An 18,133-nucleotide genomic window follows, 5' to 3' on the forward strand; every position below is an offset into this window, starting at 1 on the left:
TTCAGTTTAAAAAATCAGGCCCGGTAAACGGCTTTTTGCCGAACGTCGTGTTTTTTGATGGCATGCTTTTTAGGACAATGGGCGCTAAATCATCCGTTTACTTTTTGCCACCCTTTTGAAATGAATAGAATAGGCGCTCATTATACAGGAGAGCAGTGCGAATTCTCCGTCTGGGCACCAGAAAAAGAATCGATGGACCTGGTACTCCCCGAAAAAGGAGTACTTATTCCGATGCAGAAAGACCATGACGGGTACTTCCGGGTGACCAGGAATGACATCTTGCCGGGTACCCGTTACCTGTTTTCGCCGGATCGGGATGAAGCTGTGCCGGATCCGGCATCGCACTTCCAGCCGAATGGCGTACACGGCCCTTCCGAAGTGGTCAATCATGCAGCTTTCTCCTGGACAGACATATCGTGGGTCGGGATTCCGTTGAAAGAACTAATCTTTTACGAAATCCACGTTGGTACATTTACGCTGGAAGGCACATTCGACGGCGTGATTCCACGGCTGGACAAGCTAGCTGAGCTGGGCGTCACCGCCATCGAGCTCATGCCCATCGCGCAGTTTCCCGGGAACCGCAACTGGGGCTATGATATGGTGTTTCCCTATGCTGTACAAGACAGTTATGGAGGGCCGGATGGATTAAAAGCATTGGTGGATGCGGCCCACAGCAGAGGGATCGCGGTTTTTCTGGACGTTGTTTTCAATCATATCGGCCCGGAGGGTAATTATTTGTCCCGATTTGGCCCTTATTTCACAAATCAGTATGCTACGCCCTGGGGAAATGCGATCAACCTCGACGGGGAGTGGTCTGATGGTGTCCGGGAATATTTCTGCAACGCGGTACTGCACTGGTATGCACATTATCATATCGACGGGCTCCGTGTCGATGCGGTACATATGATGTTCGATAACGGGGCGGTTCATTTTTGGGAATTGGTCAACGGCCGGCTCCGGGATTTGCGGCAACGCATGGGATTCAATTTCTTCCTTCTGGCAGAAAGCGACCTCAACAGTCCGAAAGTAGTGCAAGCGCCAAATGCAGGGGGATGGGGGTTCGATGGCCAATGGCTTGACGATTTTCACCATTCGCTTTACGTGCTGCTCGACGAGCAGGGGCGTGACCGCTATGAAGACTTTGGACTGATCCAACAGCTGGCGAAGGCCTACACCGATGGATTTGTACACAGCGGGGAATATGTGAAGTTCAGAAAGCGCAGGCACGGCGCATCTTCAGCGGGGCTGTCGGGCGAGCAATTCGTTGTTTTTAATCAGAATCACGATCAGGTGGGTAACCGGGTAGGAGGAGAGCGGCTCAGTATGCTGGTAGACGAGGAACGACAAAAAATTGCCGCCGCCGCCATCATATTGTCACCCTACCTGCCCATGCTGTTCATGGGTGAAGAATATGCGGCTGATACGCCATTCTTCTATTTTGTAAGCCACTCCGACGAAGAGCTGATCCGAAAAGTTGTGGAAGGACGTCGCAAGGAATTCGCCAATTACCGCTGGGAGCAGGACCCGCCGAATCCGCAGGCCGAGAGCACTTTTCTGCAATCGAAGTTGCGATGGGATCAGCGGAAGGCAGGGCGTTACGCGGCGATGTGGCAATGGCATCGGATGCTGATTACATTGAGGAAAGGGCATCCGGCATTGCGGAACTTCGCTAAAAACGATGTCAGGGTGACGGTGACGGGCCCGAAAAGCCTGATGCTGCATCGGCGCAGCGCCGACCACCGGACGGAGCTGGTTTGCCTGTTCAATCTGGGGAATGATGCTGTGCAAATGCCATTTCCACAAAATGATAGTGGCTGGACAAAGGTGGTCGACTCTTCGGAACCTGCACGGAACGAGAGGCAGACAACCAGCGGCCGGACTGTGCAGCAGCGTGTGGAAAGCGGTGGGACAATGCTGTTTCCTGGTCCTGGCGTAGCGGTGTTTGAAGGTACTTACCTGTCTTATTAAAATAGGGGTCAAAAAATAATGACTGGAAACGCAAGGAGCCGTCCCAAATGCATTGAGACGGCTCCTTTTGGGCGAAGTTTTGCCACTATTGTTGATCAGGCCAGATCAAACCGATCGAGATTCATCACTTTATCCCAGGCTGCGACAAAGTCATTTACAAATTTATCCCCGGCATCGGCGCTACCATACACCTCTGCAATAGCCCTCAGTTCCGAATTGGAACCAAATACGAGATCTGCGCGGGTAGCGGTCCATTTCGCGGCGCCTGTCGCACGGTCACTGCCTTCGTAAAGCTCCCGGTCGGGGGAAGCGGCTTTCCAGGCGGTGCCCATATCAAGCAGGTTCACGAAGAAGTCGTTGGTAAGCTGGCCGGGACGGGATGTGAAGACGCCATGTTTGGAACCATCGAAATTCGTGTCCAGCACACGCATACCGCCAATCAGCACGGTCAGCTCCGGGCCGCTCAACGTGAGCAGTTGCGCTTTGTCGATCAGAAACTCTTCGGTCGAAACGGTAAATCGCGTCTTGCGGTAGTTGCGGAAACCATCGGCCTGCGGTTCGAGGAAGCCAACCGATTCCACATCGGTTTGTTCCTGCGAAGCATCCGTGCGGCCAGGCGTGAAAGGAACGGTGATCGCGTGTCCGGCATCTCTTGCAGCTTTTTCGATCCCCGCGCCGCCGGCGAGAACGATCAGATCGGCGATGGAAACTTTTTTACCCCCCGATTGTGAACCATTAAATTCCCTTTGAATACCTTCCAAAGCTCCCAACACTTTTTGCAGTTGAGTCGGGTTGTTGACCTGCCAATACCGCTGAGGGGCCAGCCGGATGCGTGCCCCATTGGCGCCGCCGCGCTTATCGGAGCCACGGAAGGTAGATGCCGACGCCCAGGCAGTGGAAACCAGTTCGGAGACACTCAGTCCCGACGCTGCTATTTTTTGTTTCAGGATTGAAATGTCATTTTCGTCGATCAGCGCGTGGTCGACAGCCGGAATGGGGTCTTGCCAGATCAATACTTCTTCCGGCACATCCGGTCCCAGGTAGCGCGCACGGGGACCCATGTCGCGGTGTGTCAGTTTGAACCATGCCCGGGCAAAGGCGTCAGCAAATGCATCCGGATCTTCCAGGAAACGCCGCGATATCTTTTCGTAAGCGGGGTCAAATCTCAGTGACAGATCGGTGGTCAGCATAGTTGGCGCGTGCTTTTTTGAAGCATCGAAGGCATCCGGGATGATACCGCCGGCATCCTTTGCAACCCATTGGTGCGCACCGGCCGGACTTTTTGTGAGCTCCCATTCAAAGCCGAACAGGTTTTCGAAGAAGTTATTACTCCACCGGGTGGGGGTTTTTGTCCATATAACTTCCAAACCGCTCGTGATGGTATCGGCACCTTTACCGGATCCGTAGCTGTTGCTCCATCCTAATCCCTGCAATTCGACATCGGCAGCTTCCGGCTCTTTGCCTACATGATCCGCAGGGGCTGCACCATGGGTCTTGCCGAAGCTATGGCCGCCTGCGATCAGGGCTACTGTTTCTTCATCGTTCATGGCCATACGGCCGAACGTATCACGAATGTCTTTGGCCGCAGCAATCGGGTCGGGATTGCCGTCGGGGCCTTCAGGATTCACGTAGATGAGCCCCATCTGCACCGCTGCCAGCGGTTTTTCCAGGTTACGCGAATGGGTATCCCCGTTGGCATCGTCATCCGAAACCAACACCCCATGTCCCTCTACAACCCCGGGAGAGCCGTGCGCATAACGCACGTCACCGCCCAGCCAGGTGGTTTCCGAACCCCAATACACGTCTTCGTCCGGTTCCCACACATCTGCGCGTCCACCTGCGAAGCCGAATGTCTTAAAGCCCATCGATTCCAGGGCAATATTGCCGGTCAGGATCAGCAAATCAGCCCACGAAATTTTCCGGCCGTACTTTTGTTTGATAGGCCAGAGCAACCTGCGGGCCTTATCCAGGCTGACGTTATCGGGCCAGCTGTTCAGCGGAGCGAAACGTTGCTGGCCGGAGCCTGCGCCACCGCGTCCATCGCCCACGCGATACGTGCCGGCACTATGCCATGCCATACGGATGAACAACGGCCCGTAATGGCCAAAATCAGCCGGCCACCAGTCCTGCGAGTCGGTCATGAGCGCATGAAGGTCTTTTTTAACCGCTTCGAGGTCGAGACTTTTAAAGGCTTCGGCATAGTCAAAATCTTCTCCCATTGGATTGGATAAGGACGAATGCTGTCGCAGTATGTTCATTTTCAAATGATTGGGCCACCAGTCGCGATTCCGGGTACCGCCACCGCCAACATTGTGCTTCATACTGCCATTGTGAAACGGGCATTTACTGATGTCGTTTGCGTCTTTTTCCATTGTCATTAAAGTTCATGATTAATCACCCTTTCCTGAACGGGCCGGATGTGTAGGACGATAAAGATATGTTATTGGAAAAAATAATGACAATCGATTAATTCTATACTTCAATAGTTGGCATCTATATCGGGCAACGATTACCGGAGTATAGCGCCCAAAATCAGGAGAGGAAGACGGAGGAAGTGTGGATCCTTGAGTAGATCACAATGCTTTGATTTTTCGGTCAGTCGTTTCCAGTCACCGCACTGCGGCGTTCGAGCAACAGTACATCCCGCCATATACCATCGCGTTTTCCCAGCTTTTCGCGATAACCTACCTGCCGGAAACCTGTCTGTTCATGCACAGCAACACTGGCTTTATTTTCAGGGAATATCTGGGCCTGCAATGTCCAGAAGCCCTGTTGTTCGCTGAGCGGCACCAGCGCGGCCAAAAGCGCGCGGCCCACACCCATGCCACGATACCCGGAATGGATGTAAATGCTGGTTTCTGCCACGCCTCCATATACACATCGACTGGAAACGGCAGTTAGCATTGCCCATCCGATTACCTGGCCATTAGCTTCGGCCACCAGCTGGGGTGCCGCTAAAAACTTCGTGCGCAAAACATCAGCTTCCGGTGCTTGGGTTTCATAGGTCGCCTCACCGGTATCAATACCTTGCTGGTAAATTTTCTGTACCATCGGCCAATCCGGCACATCGAGCGGGCGTATTGTGAATGCCATCAGTGAGAGAGTTTTTGATCGATAAATTCACGGCTATAAGCCTTGATTTTGTCCCGTACCTGCCGGAATGAAGTGATCAGATCCTCTGCGGGCTGTCCCGGGTCGGGAAAGCTATGATGGATCAGTTCGCCAGCCGAGGGGAAATAGGGACATTGTTCACGTGCATTGTCACAAACGGTAATGACGTAGTCGAACGAGATACCGGTGTATTCATCGGCGTGGTTCGACGTGTTGTGCGAGATATCTATGCCATCTTCGGTCATCACCTGTATGGCTGCCGGATTCACTCCTTTGGGGTCAACGCCGGCGCTGTATACGACTGCACGGTCACCAGCGAAATATTGCAGGTACGCCTGTGCGAGCTGGCTGCGGGCGGAATTGCCCGTGCATAACACTAATATTTTCTTCATAAGCGCAATTTCGGTTAATAGTTAACAGCAGCCCGAATCTGGCTTGCAAGCTGTGCTATCTGTCACGACAGTTTCCGGCGCTTCTTCTACCGGCGCAGGTCCGCAGCAGACGGCCCCGGCGCTTGTCGTGCCGCACGCCTGGTTGCGCCCGAGCGCCTTGCATTGGGTTAAGTCGGGAACCAGATTAATTGTGAAACTATCCTCATCAGTCACAAATTCACCCGGATACATCTGACGGGTGTCAAATTTTGAATTTCCAAATTCAATTTTAACAACTGCCGCCGGGTTTAGCGGAAGTGTTCTTTCAACGAGATTTACGATTTTGAGCGCCTTGCCGACCTGCATCGAACGTTCTGCCTCCCTGGTCGGCGGCTCCCAAAGTTGTACCACCACTTCGGTCCAGCTGTTCATAACCCCGCCACAATCGACCGAAACGATCGGAGCTTGTTTGATTTCCGTAATATGAAAGGAACGGTCTACAAACTTGCCTTCTTCATATTGAAATTGCAAATGGAGATCCGGATTTTGTTCCAGCTTGCTTTTGAATGCCTGCCAGGTCATGGGATTCGGTTGATTTGTCATTGTCTTCATTGTTATAATGTAATATTACGATTGATATGTTCAAAAAAATGTAGTTTTAATTACAGCAGGAAGCAGCGACGAAAGAATCCAGGACACCGCCGAATGCCTGCCTGGCCTCTTCCCAAACTTCGGGATTGATGCAATAGCAAACACGGGGCGGGTTAATTTCACCCTGAATAATGCCAATTCTTTTCAGTTCCTTCAGGTGCTGGGACACGGTTGCCTGCGCTAACGCCAGTTCATCCACCAGATCTCCACAGACGCAGGCTTTGCGCGCAATCAGCAACTGTAAAATCGCAACCCTTGCCGGATGTGCAAATGCCTTCGCCAGATCTGCGATCCGATTCTGCTGTGCCGTGAATATCTCTGTTTTCGTTACACCCATGCGACAAACTTAACAGAAATATTTTATATTGTAATATTACGATGAATAAATTTTTTGATAAATATCTAAAACGGACTATCGGGTCTCGGTGGCAACCAAGTAGGAGGGGTCTTCCAGGATATTCACTTCGATAATGGTTCCGGCGTTGCTCAAAAGCCTGCGGCAATCGTCGCTGAGGTGCTTCAACTGCAATTGCTTTCCTGCTACCTTATATCTTTCGGTAAGTTTGTTCACGGCCTCGATCGCGGACATATCGGCAATCCGGCTGTCTTTGAAATCAATGATTACACGGGGTGGGTCACCGACCACATCAAACTTTTCATTAAATGCGTTCACCGAAGCAAAGAAAAGCGGGCCGTAAATTTCATAGTGCTTTACTCCGGCCTCATCGGTGTACTTCCTGGCGCGGATTCGTTTGGCGCTTTCCCACGCAAATACCAATGCGGAAATAATGACGCCGATCAGCACGGCGAGGGCCAGGTTATGAAGGAAAATGGTGATGGCAGCAACCAGGACCCCGACGAAAATATCCTGTTTGGGCATTTTGTTGATGACCCGGAAGCTGGCCCATTCGAATGTGCCGATTGCGACCATGATCATGACGCCAGTTAGCGCCGCCATGGGCAGTTTGCCGATCAGTGGTGCACCAAACAGGATGACGCACAGGATCGTAAGTGCAGCGATGATCCCGGACAGCCTGGCCCTGGCGCCTGCACTCAGGTTTACGAGCGTCTGAGCGATCATCGGGCAGCCGCCCATTCCGAAAAAGAAGCCATTTAATACATTCGCAGCGCCCTGCGCCAGGCTTTCACGGTTACCGTTGCCTTTGGTTCCTGTTATCTCGTCGACCAGGTTTAATGTCAGCAATCCTTCCGTCAGGCCCACTGCCGCCATGACAAGCGCGTACGGAGCGATCACCGTGAATGTGGCTATATTGACAGGGATTTGCGGAATATGAAATGGCGGGAATCCCCCGGCGACGGACGCGATGTCGCCCACAGTTTTGGTTTCTATACCCAAGCCGAGTACGGCCAGGGACACCACGATAATGGCGGCCAGGGAGGGGGGGATTGCTTTCGTGATGCGGGGGAAAATGATGATGGTCAGGATGGTTAATGCCACAAGAGCGCCCATGACCAGGAGCGGTTGGCCGGTAAGCCAGGCGCCGCCTGATGCTTTGAACTGATTGAGCTGCGACATAAATATGATCACGGCAAGGCCATTAACGAACCCGTACATCACCGGCTGGGGGACAAGCCTGATGAATTTCGCCAGCCGGAAAAGCCCGATGAAGATCTGAGTAATACCCGCCAGGGCTACTGCGGCAAATACATATTCAATACCATGCGATTGCATGAGGGCAATCAAAACCACCACAGTGGCGCCGGCACCGCCTGAAATCAATCCCGCTCTGCCGCCGAACACCGCTGTAACCAGCCCCATTATAAAGGCCGCATACAATCCAGCCAGCGGCGGGAAGCCCGCGAGCATGGCGAACGAAAGTGATTCGGGCATCATAGTCATTGCGACGGTAATGCCTGCCAGTAACTCAGTTTTATAATTTACTTTTTGTTTGAAATCAAATAGATTGAGATACGCCTTCACGAGTTGGTAATGATCTGTATGCCGGATAAAAGGGCCGCAAAGGTAGCGAATTGTCATGAAACGGGAGGAGAGTCCGCGATGACCTGTGAAATCTCTGGTGACATGCGACCGGTGAAATGTCCAGCTGCGATATACCGGCCTTTCGGATTTAAGAGAAATAGTCGTTATAATTAGGATCTGATGTGCTCTGGCCGACAGGGCGGTAGCTCCGGATTCAACACATCGGGATTGTGGTCAGCCCTTTTTCTATCAACCAGAAATCAGCATCATGTCTTCATCCAGCGAAACTACCATGAAGGCGCTGCGCGCCATGAGTGCCCTGCAAGATCTTGAGCAATTATTGGAAGACATTAAGAACAAACCTGCAAGCCAGGAACCACCGGAAAGTCTGCCTTCTGAAATTCCTGTCTCCGCAGAAGGCGTCAGCAAGCGCCTCGCATTTTTGCTAAGGAAAAACCGAAGTGAATTTCCCTTTCTAAGCGGGCAAATGCAGTTTTCCGATCTGTCTCGCCTGGAAGGAAATATCGAAAATTACATCGGTATGTCCCTGGTGCCAACCGGGGTGGTAGGTCCGGTTTCCGTACTGGGCTCGATGGCGAAGGGCGACTTTTATGTGCCGCTGGCGACGAGCGAGGGTAGTTTACTGGCTTCTTACCACCGCGGGGCACGGGCGTGTTACCTGGCGGGAGGTGCCACGTCGGTTTGCCTCATCGACGGTGTGCAACGGTCTCCGGTTTTTAAGTTCGATAACCTGGGTAACCTGGGTACATTTTTGGTCTGGATCCTGGGACAGATCGACGAGTTCAGTAATATTACCGAATCGGCCAGCCGGTATGCGAAGCTGATCGATATGAAATCCAACATCGAAGGAAATCATCTGATCCTGACGTTCGAATACCACACCGGTGATGCATCGGGGCAGAACATGGTGACGATCTGTACCAATGCCATTTGCCAGTATATTATCCGGAATGCGCCGGTCCAGCCTCAATTCTGGTTTCTTGAGGGAAACTTCTCCGGGGACAAGAAAGCCACCTCGCAGTCTTTTGCGAATGTGAGGGGCAAAAAAGTGACCGCGGAAATTACGCTGCCCGAACGTATCGTAAAGGAAGTATTGAAAACAACGCCGGAAATGATGGCGGAGTACTGGCGGTCGTCGACCATCGGTACCATTCAAAGCGGGTCGATCGGAGCACAGGGGCATTATGCCAATGCACTCACCGCCCTCTTTATTGCCACCGGACAAGACGTTGCCTGCGTTTCGGAGGCCTCGGTAGGCATTACCCGGATGGAGCACACCGCTGACGGGAGCCTGTATGTGTCGGTGACATTACCCAATCTCATCGTGGGAACAGTAGGCGGGGGCACCTCGCTTCCCACCCAGCGCGAATGCCTCGAACTCATGGACTGCTACGGCGCCGGCAAGACCCGAAAGTTTGCCGAAATATGCGGGGCTTTGGTACTGGCAGGAGAAATCTCCATTGCGGCGGCGCTTTCGGCGGGGCAATTTTCATTAGCACACCAAAAATTCGGAAGGAAGAAATGAAGTTGCCTATCCAGGGAAACGAGTTCAGCAGAGCCGAAGAAAACAACGCACCTTTCCTGCAAAGACTTTTTTGGTACCAGAAAGAACGCTTTCCTGTGCTGGGGCACGGATTGCTGGTGACTGCTTTCAGTTTTTCAGCCATATCCTATGCACGCATTTGCCGGGGCGCGGATGGCTTTGTAGATGCAAAGACGTTTGTGGTAGGGGTTTTTACTACAATAACGCTCTTCTTCCTGGTCAGGATCTTCGATGAGTTCAAAGACGCCGGGGACGATGCGCGATTCAGAAAGGAACTCCCCGTGCCGCGCGGCCTGATCTCGTACCGCGAACTGGCTGTCACCGGCGCAGTTCTGGCCGCTGCGCAAGTGCTGCTGAATTGGTATTTCTTTCCCAAAATGCTGTTGATCTACGCGGTCGTCATCGGTTATCTGCTGCTGATGGGTAAAGAGTTTTTCATTGCCGACTGGCTGAAAAAGCACCAGTTCTGGTACGTAACCTCGCATATGTTCATCATCCCGCTTGTCGATATATACGCCAGCGGCCTCGACTGGCTCCTGGCTGGTGTGAAAGCGCCGACCGGTTTGTTCTTTTTCTTCGCGGTATCGTACATGAATGGCATTGTACTCGAAATTGGACGGAAAATCCGGTCTCCCGAACAGGAATCCGAAGGCGTGCAGACCTATACGGCCATGCTGGGCATTCCGAAGGCGGTCGGGTTATGGGTAGGGATATTGTTAATTACGCTGCTACTCAGCATTGCGGCGTCGGTATTTGCAGGATATGGTGAAACGGCATTACTCGTTCTAGGTATCATTTTCGTTCTCTGCGTGCTACCCGGCATCCTGTTTTTAAATACAAAAACCCGTAAACTTTCAAAGGTGATCGAGTATGCATCCGCTTTGTGGACCATCTCCATGTATCTTACACTGGGCGGAGGGCCAATGCTCTCAAAATTGCTGATCCATTGATGCATTTCATTTCCGAAACAGACCAGGCCAAGAACTTGACCATCGGCGGCAAGGCAACGAATCTTTTCCGGCTGAAAACGATCGGCATGCTGGTACCCCGTTTTGTCGTCATTCCCTGGGAGGCGCTACTTTCCCTTATTCCCGAGGCCATCCGGAACGCGGGGGATCAGGAGATCCGGTCATGGATCGAACAGGTACATATCGATCCCGGATTTGTTGCCTCGCTTGCAGCGCCGTTCGGAGACACCCTGTATTTCGCGGTACGGTCGTCGGCTGTTGATGAGGATGGTGCTGCCTATTCGTTTGCGGGGCAGCTGGAAAGTTACCTTTTCGTAACGCGCGGGAACCTGGCACAGCGCATCAGGGATGTGTGGCGGTCTGCATTCTCGGAGCGGGTATCGGAGTACCGGCAACATCGTGGTATTTCGGGGCAGCGGGGTATTGCGGTCATCTTGCAGGAAATGGTGGATGCAGATGCTGCCGGCGTGGCCTTTGGCGCAAATCCGGTTACCGGTCATCCTCAGCAGAAAGTGATCAATGCGGTTTTCGGGTTAGGAGAGGGCCTGGTGTCAGGCGAATTGAATGCGGACCAGTTTACTTTGACCGGGTCGGTCATTGCTGCGGAAACCGTGCGCAAAACGCATCGGCTGGTTTTTGATGACGAGCGGCAAGGGGGAGTTATCTTTAAAGAAGTCGTACACGACCGCCAGGAGCAGCCCGCATTGACGGATGATCAGATTTACCGTATCGGTGAAATCCTGGACAAGTTGCACAACGCGTTAAATGCACCGCAGGACATTGAATTTGCCATTAGGGAAGGAGCACTTTATCTGCTTCAGACGAGGCCGATCACCACTTTGAAAACACCGGACCGGCGAGCAGGTGAATATGTACTTTGGGATAATAGCAACATCATTGAGTCGTACCCCGGTGTCACGACCCCGCTCACATTTTCATTTATCAGTAAGTCCTATGAGGTCGCATACAAACTATTCAGTGCTTACCTGGGCGTCAGCGAAAAGGTGATCGAAGCCAACGAACGGGTATTTGCCAATACACTGGGTTTGATCAATGGCAGGGTTTACTATAATCTCAGGAGCTGGTACCATATGCTGGCCATGTTGCCGGGGTACAGCATCAATGCCCGGTTCATGGAGCAGATGATGGGGGTGAAGGAACAGTTCGATATCCCGGAAAGCTATCGTTTGCCGGCGGGCAAAGCCTGGTTGCGCATTGCCGGTATGGCGGTGCAAATGTTGGCCCGGTTTGTTTCCCTGCCAGGGAAAAGGAGGGAATTCATGCAACTTGTGAACGGGATGATCACCGAGTATAAGGCAATTCACTTCCCGGAAAAGAGTGCCCATGAGCTGATGCACCTGTATCTCAGCTTTGAACGTAAGCTGCTCCTCGAATGGAAAGCCCCGCTGCTGAACGATTTTTTTGCCATGATATGGTTTGGTCTACTTCAAAAGCAATGCGAGAGGCTTTCAGGTACCAATTCGAATATGCACAACGACCTGCTCTGCGGGAGCAATGATATCATTTCGGTGGAACCAGTGCACCGGAGCATCAGGCTGGCCGCGCAGATTGCGGCTACACCTGCTCTGAAAGACCTTTTTGTGTCGGAAAATGAAAACCGGCTATGGGAAGTGCTGGTCAAAGAGCCGGGGTACGCCAGTATCAAAAGCGAAGTGGATCGGTACATTGCCGATTTCGGGGAGCGTTGCGTAGGCGAGCTGAAACTTGAAACCGTTTCATATAGCCAGGATCCGCCCAAATTCATTAAAGTCCTGAAATCCTATGTCGAAGCGGGCATTACCGGCGAGCATTTTTCGGGAGCACGCGAGCATACGATCCGGGCGAAGGCCGAAAAAGAAATGGAAGCCAAGCTACGCGGCAAAGCTTTCAGCAGATGGAAACTGAACCTCACGTTGCGTTACACACGGGAGCTTGTAAGCGCCCGGGAGAACCTGCGCTATGAACGAACCCGGGCTTTTGGAATCGTGCGGGAATTGTTTGCGGCGATGGGCGAACGGCTCTGCGCCGACGGGATTATCCACAATGCCCGTGACATTTTTTATCTTACCAAAGAAGAGATTTTTAGCTATATAGAAGGTACAGCGGTTACCCAGGACCTCCATGCGTTAATCACACTGCGGCAAATCGAATTTGAAACTTACCGGAAAGCGGGGTCGTTGTCGGAGCGGTTTGCTACTTACGGCGTTCCCTATCAGGGCAATGACTTTTTCAGCACCGGCCGGGTTGATAGCCACGAAGGAGACCTGAAGGGCATCGGCTGTTCGCCGGGCCGGATCTTGGGTCGGGTAAAAGTCGTCCTGGATCCCGGGGAAGTTTCCTCCCTGCACGGTGACATCCTCGTAGCTTCCAGTACCGACCCCGGTTGGGTTACGCTTTTTCCGGGTGCGTCGGGCATTATCGTCGAACGGGGCAGCCTGCTGAGCCATTCGGCCATTGTGTCGCGCGAAATGGGTAAACCATGTATTGTGGGTGTAACGGGTTTGCTGAAAACGCTGAAAGACGGCGACCAGGTCGAAATGGATGGCAGTACGGGCTTAATCAGGATTATTTCCAAATGACGAAACAGCGTTTAACAGAGCGTGTCGATTTTGAGATCATCCGGTATGCAAACTGCTGGGAGGATGCCGGGGTGTTGCTTCAGGGACTTTCCCCGGCAGCCGGCAGCCGTATTCTTTCGATCGGCTCGGCAGGGGATAACAGTTTTTCGTTGTTGTCGACCAATCCCGAACTAGTGGTTGCGGTCGATATTAACCGCATTCAGCTGTTCCTGATCGAATTGAAAAAGGTTTCTATACGAAGTCTGGAATGGGAAGAAACGCTGGCTTTCCTGGGTTTCCGTGACTCGGATAACCGTGAAGGAACATTCCAGGCGCTGAAAAGCCAGTTGGGCGGTGCGGCAAGGGCTTACTGGGAGTCGAACCTTCACCTGATCCGGAACGGCGTGATCCATCAGGGGAAGTTTGAAAAATACTTTCAACTATTCAGCGGGAGGATCCTGCCCTGGATCCATTCGGGTAGGATCACGGAGGCTTTGCTCGCCGCAAAAACAGAAGAAGAGCAGACCGTTTTTTACCGCGATAAATGGAATACCTGGCGATGGCGACTGCTGTTCCGGATTTTCTTCAGCAAATATGTAATGGGAAAGTATGGCCGGGATCCCGAGTTTCAGAAGCACGTTCAGGGGGCTGTTTCAAAGTTCATTTTTGACAAAGCCGCCGACCACCTCAGCACTGCGGCTGCCCAGGATAATTTTATTTTGAGATACACATTAACGGGCAACTTCGGCGAATTGCTGCCGCATTATCTGCTGCGGGAAAACTACGACCAAATCCGGGTTAACATGGGGCGGTTGCATTTGAGGGAAGGTTTCGCACAGGACGCGATTGATGTGTACGGCAAGTTTCACTGCATGAACCTCTCGGATATTTTTGAATATATGGATATGGGTTTGTTCCGGCAGACGGCACAGTCGCTGATAGCGGGGATGGAAAAGGACGGCACGCTCGCATATTGGAATCTCATGGTCCCGCGGCGGGTCTCGCATGTGCTACCTGCACACGTTGCGTACTGCGGGGAGCACGCCGACCGGTTGTCGGCCACCGACCGGGGATTCTTTTATAAGGCATTTGTGGTCGAAAAAGTAATAGATTAGCCAGTTTGCTTGATTTGAAAATGAAACAGGAAATTTTCGCCCCGTTATGGCTGGCCTGCTGCTTTCTCGCACTGTTTGCGCTGGCGGAATGGCTGTATCACTGGAGAAAAGTAGCAGCCGAATGGACCCGCAAGCTCGTGCACACCGGTACCGGGATCATTACCTTGCTCTTCCCGGTCTTCCTGCACAGCCACTGGCAGGTGTTGTTCCTGTGCGGCAGCTTTCTGATCATCCTGCTGGCGAGTCTTCGGTTCAGTTTGCTGCCTTCGATCAATGGAATCGACCGGTTTTCAGTTGGGAGTATCTTGTATCCAGTTGCGGTTTACGGCTGTTTTCTGATATTCCAATTTGCAGAGAAGGGCCTGATCGTGTTTTATCTTCCGGTACTGATCCTGGCGATCTGTGACCCGGTCGCTGCATTTGCCGGAAAACGATTCCCGTTCGGTGCCTACCGGATTGGGGGTTGCCGGAAAACGTGTTCCGGATCGTGCGCGTTTTTGATCGCAGCTGTACTGGTTACGGCAATAACCGCATACATCTTTGACAACACGGGGCCCGTGTTCAGTGGTCATCCCGGCCTGCTTACCCTGATTCCGCTCTGCGCCACGTTTTCGGAAGCAATAGGCGTGAGGGGGTGGGATAACGTCACGATTCCGGGGAGCGTCGCATTAACCCTCATTTTGGTTTTATGATGAATATCATCGAAACGGCTCCCGGGCAACCTGGATTTCATTTGTTCAGCGACTTGCCGCTTGCTATTTATCCGCCGGACAGTCCCCGATTTAAAACTTCCCAATCCATTCCGCTGGATTTTTTCAGGGCATTTTACGTGCTGACCGACAACGGGAAAGCGGTCGCGAGGGCTTGTGTTTATGATAATCCGTCATTGAAATATAATGGTGACCATGCCTTCACGATCGGCCATTATGAATGTGGGGATCAAGCTTGCTATGCATCGGAATTGTTGGTCCACATTGTTTCGACCGTGAAATCCTGGGGCGGGAAATACCTGATAGGGCCCATGAACGGCAGTACCTGGGAAAGCTATCGTTTTCAAACCAGCGATGAAAATCCGCTTTTCTTTACGGAGAACCCGCATCATTTGTATTACAATACCCATTTCCTTGACGCCGGCTTTGAGCCTATTGCACATTATTACAGCAATATAGACCGGCTCATGCACTTTGATAACCCTGAAATGCTGATCCGGGAGCGGGAGATGCGGGAAAAAGGGATAATCATCAGGCCCATTGACTTATCGGACTTTGAAGCGGAGGTCGAGCGTATTTATACATTCAATGCGCTGGCTTTCAGGACAAATTTTCTGTTTACACCGATCAGCAAGGAGGCGTTCGTCAAAAAGTATGTCCCTTTCAAAGCATATATGAATCCCGAACTTACGCTTCTGGCGGAAGATGCATCGGGAAACCTGGTCGGATACTTTTTCTGCCTGCACGACTACTTCAATCTGGAAAGCAAGTCGCTGATTGTGAAAACGCTGGCCCGACATCCCGATCCCGAATGGCGCGGGCTGGGACACGTAATTGGTAATATGGTGTACCGCAAGGCTGTGGCGATGGGCTACACGAGCGCGATCCATTCGTTTATCTATGAGCAGGGCACTTCCACAAAGTTGTCGGAGAATTTCTCGGGCACGCGGTACAGGGACTATGCGCTGTATGGGAAGAACATTCTTTGAACGACAATGAAAATGAATATCAGGAAAAACAAATCACGCTAACCGAACTGTCATGTCCGACCGCTTTAATGCTGCCGATCTTTTCGCAGAAGCAGCCCGCCGGCATCCGGAAAAGCCGGCACTGATTTACAAAGGTAAAAAGGTAACCTTTGGTGATTTTGAAATGGCAGTGAATGCCACGGCAGCCGGCCTGTTGGAAAAAGGGATCCGGAAAGGCGATCGCGTCATCGTGTTCGTGCCCATGAGCGAGGACCTGTACCGCATCGTGCTGGCGCTGCTGCGCATAGGCGCAGTGGCGGTTTTTCTCGATGAATGGGTGAGTATCAGTCGCTTGAATGCGTGTTGCCGCCTGGCGGAATGCAGGGCTTTTATCGGCACATCCAAAAGCTTGCTGCTGGCCTGGTTTGTGCCCGGATTAAGACAGATTCCGTTGCGACTCGGATTGAAATACGACCCCCGCAAAACACCCGCGAAATTACCGCAAACCGACAGAGACGACATTGCGTTGATCACTTTTACCACCGGCAGCACAGGAATACCCAAAGCCGCAATCCGCACGCATGGGCTGCTGTACGAGCAGTTTCAGGCATTGGCCCCATTGATCCGCCCGCAACCCGGCGATATCTGCATGCCGGTTTTGCCTATTGTATTGCTCATCAACCTCGGCGCAGGCGTGACGTCGGTGATCGCTGATTTTAATGCCCGTAAGCCGCTGTCGATGAAGCCCGGGAAGGTAGCTGACCAGCTTGTCAGGTACGAAGTCAATTCGATTATTGCCTCTCCCTTTTTCTTTCGCCAGCTGTCGAAGTATCTGATTGATAATGATCTGGTTTTGAACGGGATTGAGAAAATATTCACAGGCGGTGCCCCGGTTTTCCCGATCGAGGCGGAGCGCTATCGCCGGGCATTTCCCTCCGCCGACATCCGTATTGTTTATGGTTCAACGGAGGCCGAGCCGATCAGCTCCATCACCGCGGAGGAGCTCACAGACAGGCAGGATAATGCCCTGGCCCGCGGACTGAAAGTCGGGGAAGTGGAAGGCAGCGCCAGCGTGAAAATTATTGACATCAGAGACGAAAATATTGCGGTGGCCGATATGAAAGCGCTTGAAGACCGGGAAGTAGCCCAAGGCGAGATCGGCGAAATCATCGTTTCCGGAAAGCACGTGCTGCGGGAGTATCTGCGTAATCCTGACGCATCGATGCGTAACAAGATTTTTGTCGGGGAACAGTGCTGGCACCGGACCGGGGACAGCGGCTACCTGGATGCGCAAGGCCGGTTGTTTCTAACCGGAAGGTGCAGTTCACTCGTTCGGCTGCACGGCCAGATATTGCCGACATTCGTGTTTGAAAATCATTTCCAAACCCTGGACGGGATAGAAATAGGCACGATCCTGTTATGGAAAGGCAAAATCATCGCCGTCGCCGAACTCAGGGAATCAGCTGTCCGGGATCAGGCAAAAGCGGCGATAAGCGCCGTGCATGAGGCGATTGAAGAGGTCGTTTTGATAAAAAAGATGCCACGGGACCCCAGGCATCATTCGAAAGTGGATTACGAAAAACTGAAAACGATGCTGACCATGAAACAACTATTGATCGGTTAGACCTTTTCCGTGCAGAATTTTCAGCACACATTTCTCGATCCTCGACACGCGTGTTTGGGATTGTTTGGGTGCGGAAAAATAAATGATGTATGCCCTTTGCCGCCCGGGTGTCAGTGCCTTGAAGGCCGTTTTGAAGGCGGGCATATCATCCATTTTATCCTGAAGTTCCCCGGGGATGACGAGATCCGCGGACTTTTTAGGTTCCACCTTCAATCCAGCCATTTCTACTTCAATGGCCTGCCGGACATAGGCCTTTAATACCGGCTCCAACCGGACGATTTCGCGCACATCGGTGAAGCGGATCTGGCGTCCCACCCGCGTATTTTCCCCGGTTTTGACAAGAATATCATCGGGGTCTTTCAGCAGGACGCCTTTGAAAAACAAAAGCGCACAATAGTCTTTAAATCCTTGTATGACGATGACATTACTCGTCTCAAAAACGTAGCAAGGCTTGCTCCACTTCAGTTCTTCGGTTAGCCCGCAGTCCAGCAGGATCATTCGCAGATGCTCCATTTCTTCCTGCCACTTTCTGGCTCCGCTCATGTAAGCGTCGACCTTCGGATTCGTTCTCTTCATCGTCATA

General features: G+C 52.2%; 15 protein-coding genes. 8 read left to right on the forward strand and 7 right to left on the reverse strand.

The genetic code is table 11. The annotated features are described in order from the left end of the window. Positions 1-120: 120 nt before the first annotated feature. On the forward strand, positions 121-1,968 hold the full coding sequence (gene treZ, locus BP71_RS28710) for a malto-oligosyltrehalose trehalohydrolase (RefSeq protein ID WP_496385035.1): 1,848 nt from the start codon (positions 121-123) through the stop codon (positions 1,966-1,968). A 95-nt stretch (positions 1,969-2,063) separates the two neighbouring features. Here treZ and katG read toward each other — a convergent pair whose 3' ends face one another. The 6 genes from katG to BP71_RS28740 form a co-directional block, all read right to left on the reverse strand. Continuing rightward, entirely contained in the window at positions 2,064-4,340 is a 2,277-nt protein-coding gene (gene katG, locus BP71_RS28715) for a catalase/peroxidase HPI (RefSeq protein ID WP_496385036.1), read from the reverse strand. Between the two features lie 223 nt (positions 4,341-4,563). Next, the gene (locus BP71_RS28720; RefSeq protein ID WP_496385037.1) at positions 4,564-5,061 is read right to left on the reverse strand and encodes a GNAT family N-acetyltransferase; all 498 of its coding nucleotides are present in this window, start codon (positions 5,059-5,061) and stop codon (positions 4,564-4,566) included. Then, on the reverse strand, positions 5,061-5,471 hold the full coding sequence (locus tag BP71_RS28725) for an arsenate reductase ArsC (protein ID WP_496385038.1): 411 nt from the start codon (positions 5,469-5,471) through the stop codon (positions 5,061-5,063). Before BP71_RS28725 ends, BP71_RS28720 begins: the two co-directional genes overlap by 1 nt. Before the next feature lie 21 nt (positions 5,472-5,492). Next, positions 5,493-6,053 carry a DUF6428 family protein gene (locus tag BP71_RS28730; protein ID WP_496385039.1) on the reverse strand — a complete coding sequence of 187 codons (561 nt, stop codon included), beginning with the start codon at positions 6,051-6,053 and terminating at the stop codon, positions 5,493-5,495. A 55-nt stretch (positions 6,054-6,108) separates the two neighbouring features. After that, complete coding sequence (locus tag BP71_RS28735) at positions 6,109-6,438, reverse strand: ArsR/SmtB family transcription factor (RefSeq protein ID WP_496385040.1); 330 nt, start codon at positions 6,436-6,438, stop codon at positions 6,109-6,111. Between the two features lie 75 nt (positions 6,439-6,513). Beyond that, complete coding sequence (locus BP71_RS28740; protein ID WP_496385041.1) at positions 6,514-8,100, reverse strand: SulP family inorganic anion transporter; 1,587 nt, start codon at positions 8,098-8,100, stop codon at positions 6,514-6,516. A gap of 211 nt (positions 8,101-8,311) precedes the next feature. On the opposite strand from BP71_RS28740, the gene BP71_RS28745 reads away from it, so the two are divergent. From BP71_RS28745 to BP71_RS28775, 7 genes are read left to right on the forward strand one after another with little or no spacing between them, the layout of a single operon-like run. Further along, a complete protein-coding gene (locus tag BP71_RS28745) occupies positions 8,312-9,589 on the forward strand; it encodes a hydroxymethylglutaryl-CoA reductase (RefSeq protein WP_496385042.1) in 1,278 nt (425 codons plus the stop codon). After that, entirely contained in the window at positions 9,586-10,557 is a 972-nt protein-coding gene (locus BP71_RS28750) for a UbiA prenyltransferase family protein (protein ID WP_496385043.1), read from the forward strand. Before BP71_RS28745 ends, BP71_RS28750 begins: the two co-directional genes overlap by 4 nt. Beyond that, positions 10,557-13,154 carry a PEP/pyruvate-binding domain-containing protein gene (locus BP71_RS28755; RefSeq protein WP_496385044.1) on the forward strand — a complete coding sequence of 866 codons (2,598 nt, stop codon included), beginning with the start codon at positions 10,557-10,559 and terminating at the stop codon, positions 13,152-13,154. The genes BP71_RS28750 and BP71_RS28755 overlap by 1 nt, the downstream gene beginning before the upstream one ends. Then, positions 13,151-14,248, forward strand: coding sequence for a DUF3419 family protein (locus BP71_RS28760; RefSeq protein ID WP_496385045.1), 1,098 nt, complete (start codon positions 13,151-13,153; stop codon positions 14,246-14,248). Before BP71_RS28755 ends, BP71_RS28760 begins: the two co-directional genes overlap by 4 nt. Before the next feature lie 20 nt (positions 14,249-14,268). Beyond that, a complete protein-coding gene (locus tag BP71_RS28765; protein ID WP_496385046.1) occupies positions 14,269-14,940 on the forward strand; it encodes a hypothetical protein in 672 nt (223 codons plus the stop codon). After that, positions 14,937-15,947, forward strand: coding sequence for a hypothetical protein (locus tag BP71_RS28770; RefSeq protein WP_496385047.1), 1,011 nt, complete (start codon positions 14,937-14,939; stop codon positions 15,945-15,947). Before BP71_RS28765 ends, BP71_RS28770 begins: the two co-directional genes overlap by 4 nt. Before the next feature lie 52 nt (positions 15,948-15,999). Continuing rightward, positions 16,000-17,550 (forward strand): AMP-binding protein, encoded by a 1,551-nt coding sequence (locus BP71_RS28775; RefSeq protein WP_496385048.1) that lies wholly within the window; start codon positions 16,000-16,002, stop codon positions 17,548-17,550. On the opposite strand, the gene BP71_RS28780 is transcribed toward BP71_RS28775, so the two are convergent. Continuing rightward, positions 17,536-18,126 carry a YdeI/OmpD-associated family protein gene (locus tag BP71_RS28780; protein WP_496385049.1) on the reverse strand — a complete coding sequence of 197 codons (591 nt, stop codon included), beginning with the start codon at positions 18,124-18,126 and terminating at the stop codon, positions 17,536-17,538. The genes BP71_RS28775 and BP71_RS28780 overlap by 15 nt on opposite strands. Between the last annotated feature and the right edge of the window lie 7 nt (positions 18,127-18,133).

The organism is Dyadobacter ginsengisoli DSM 21015 (genome assembly GCF_059568735.1).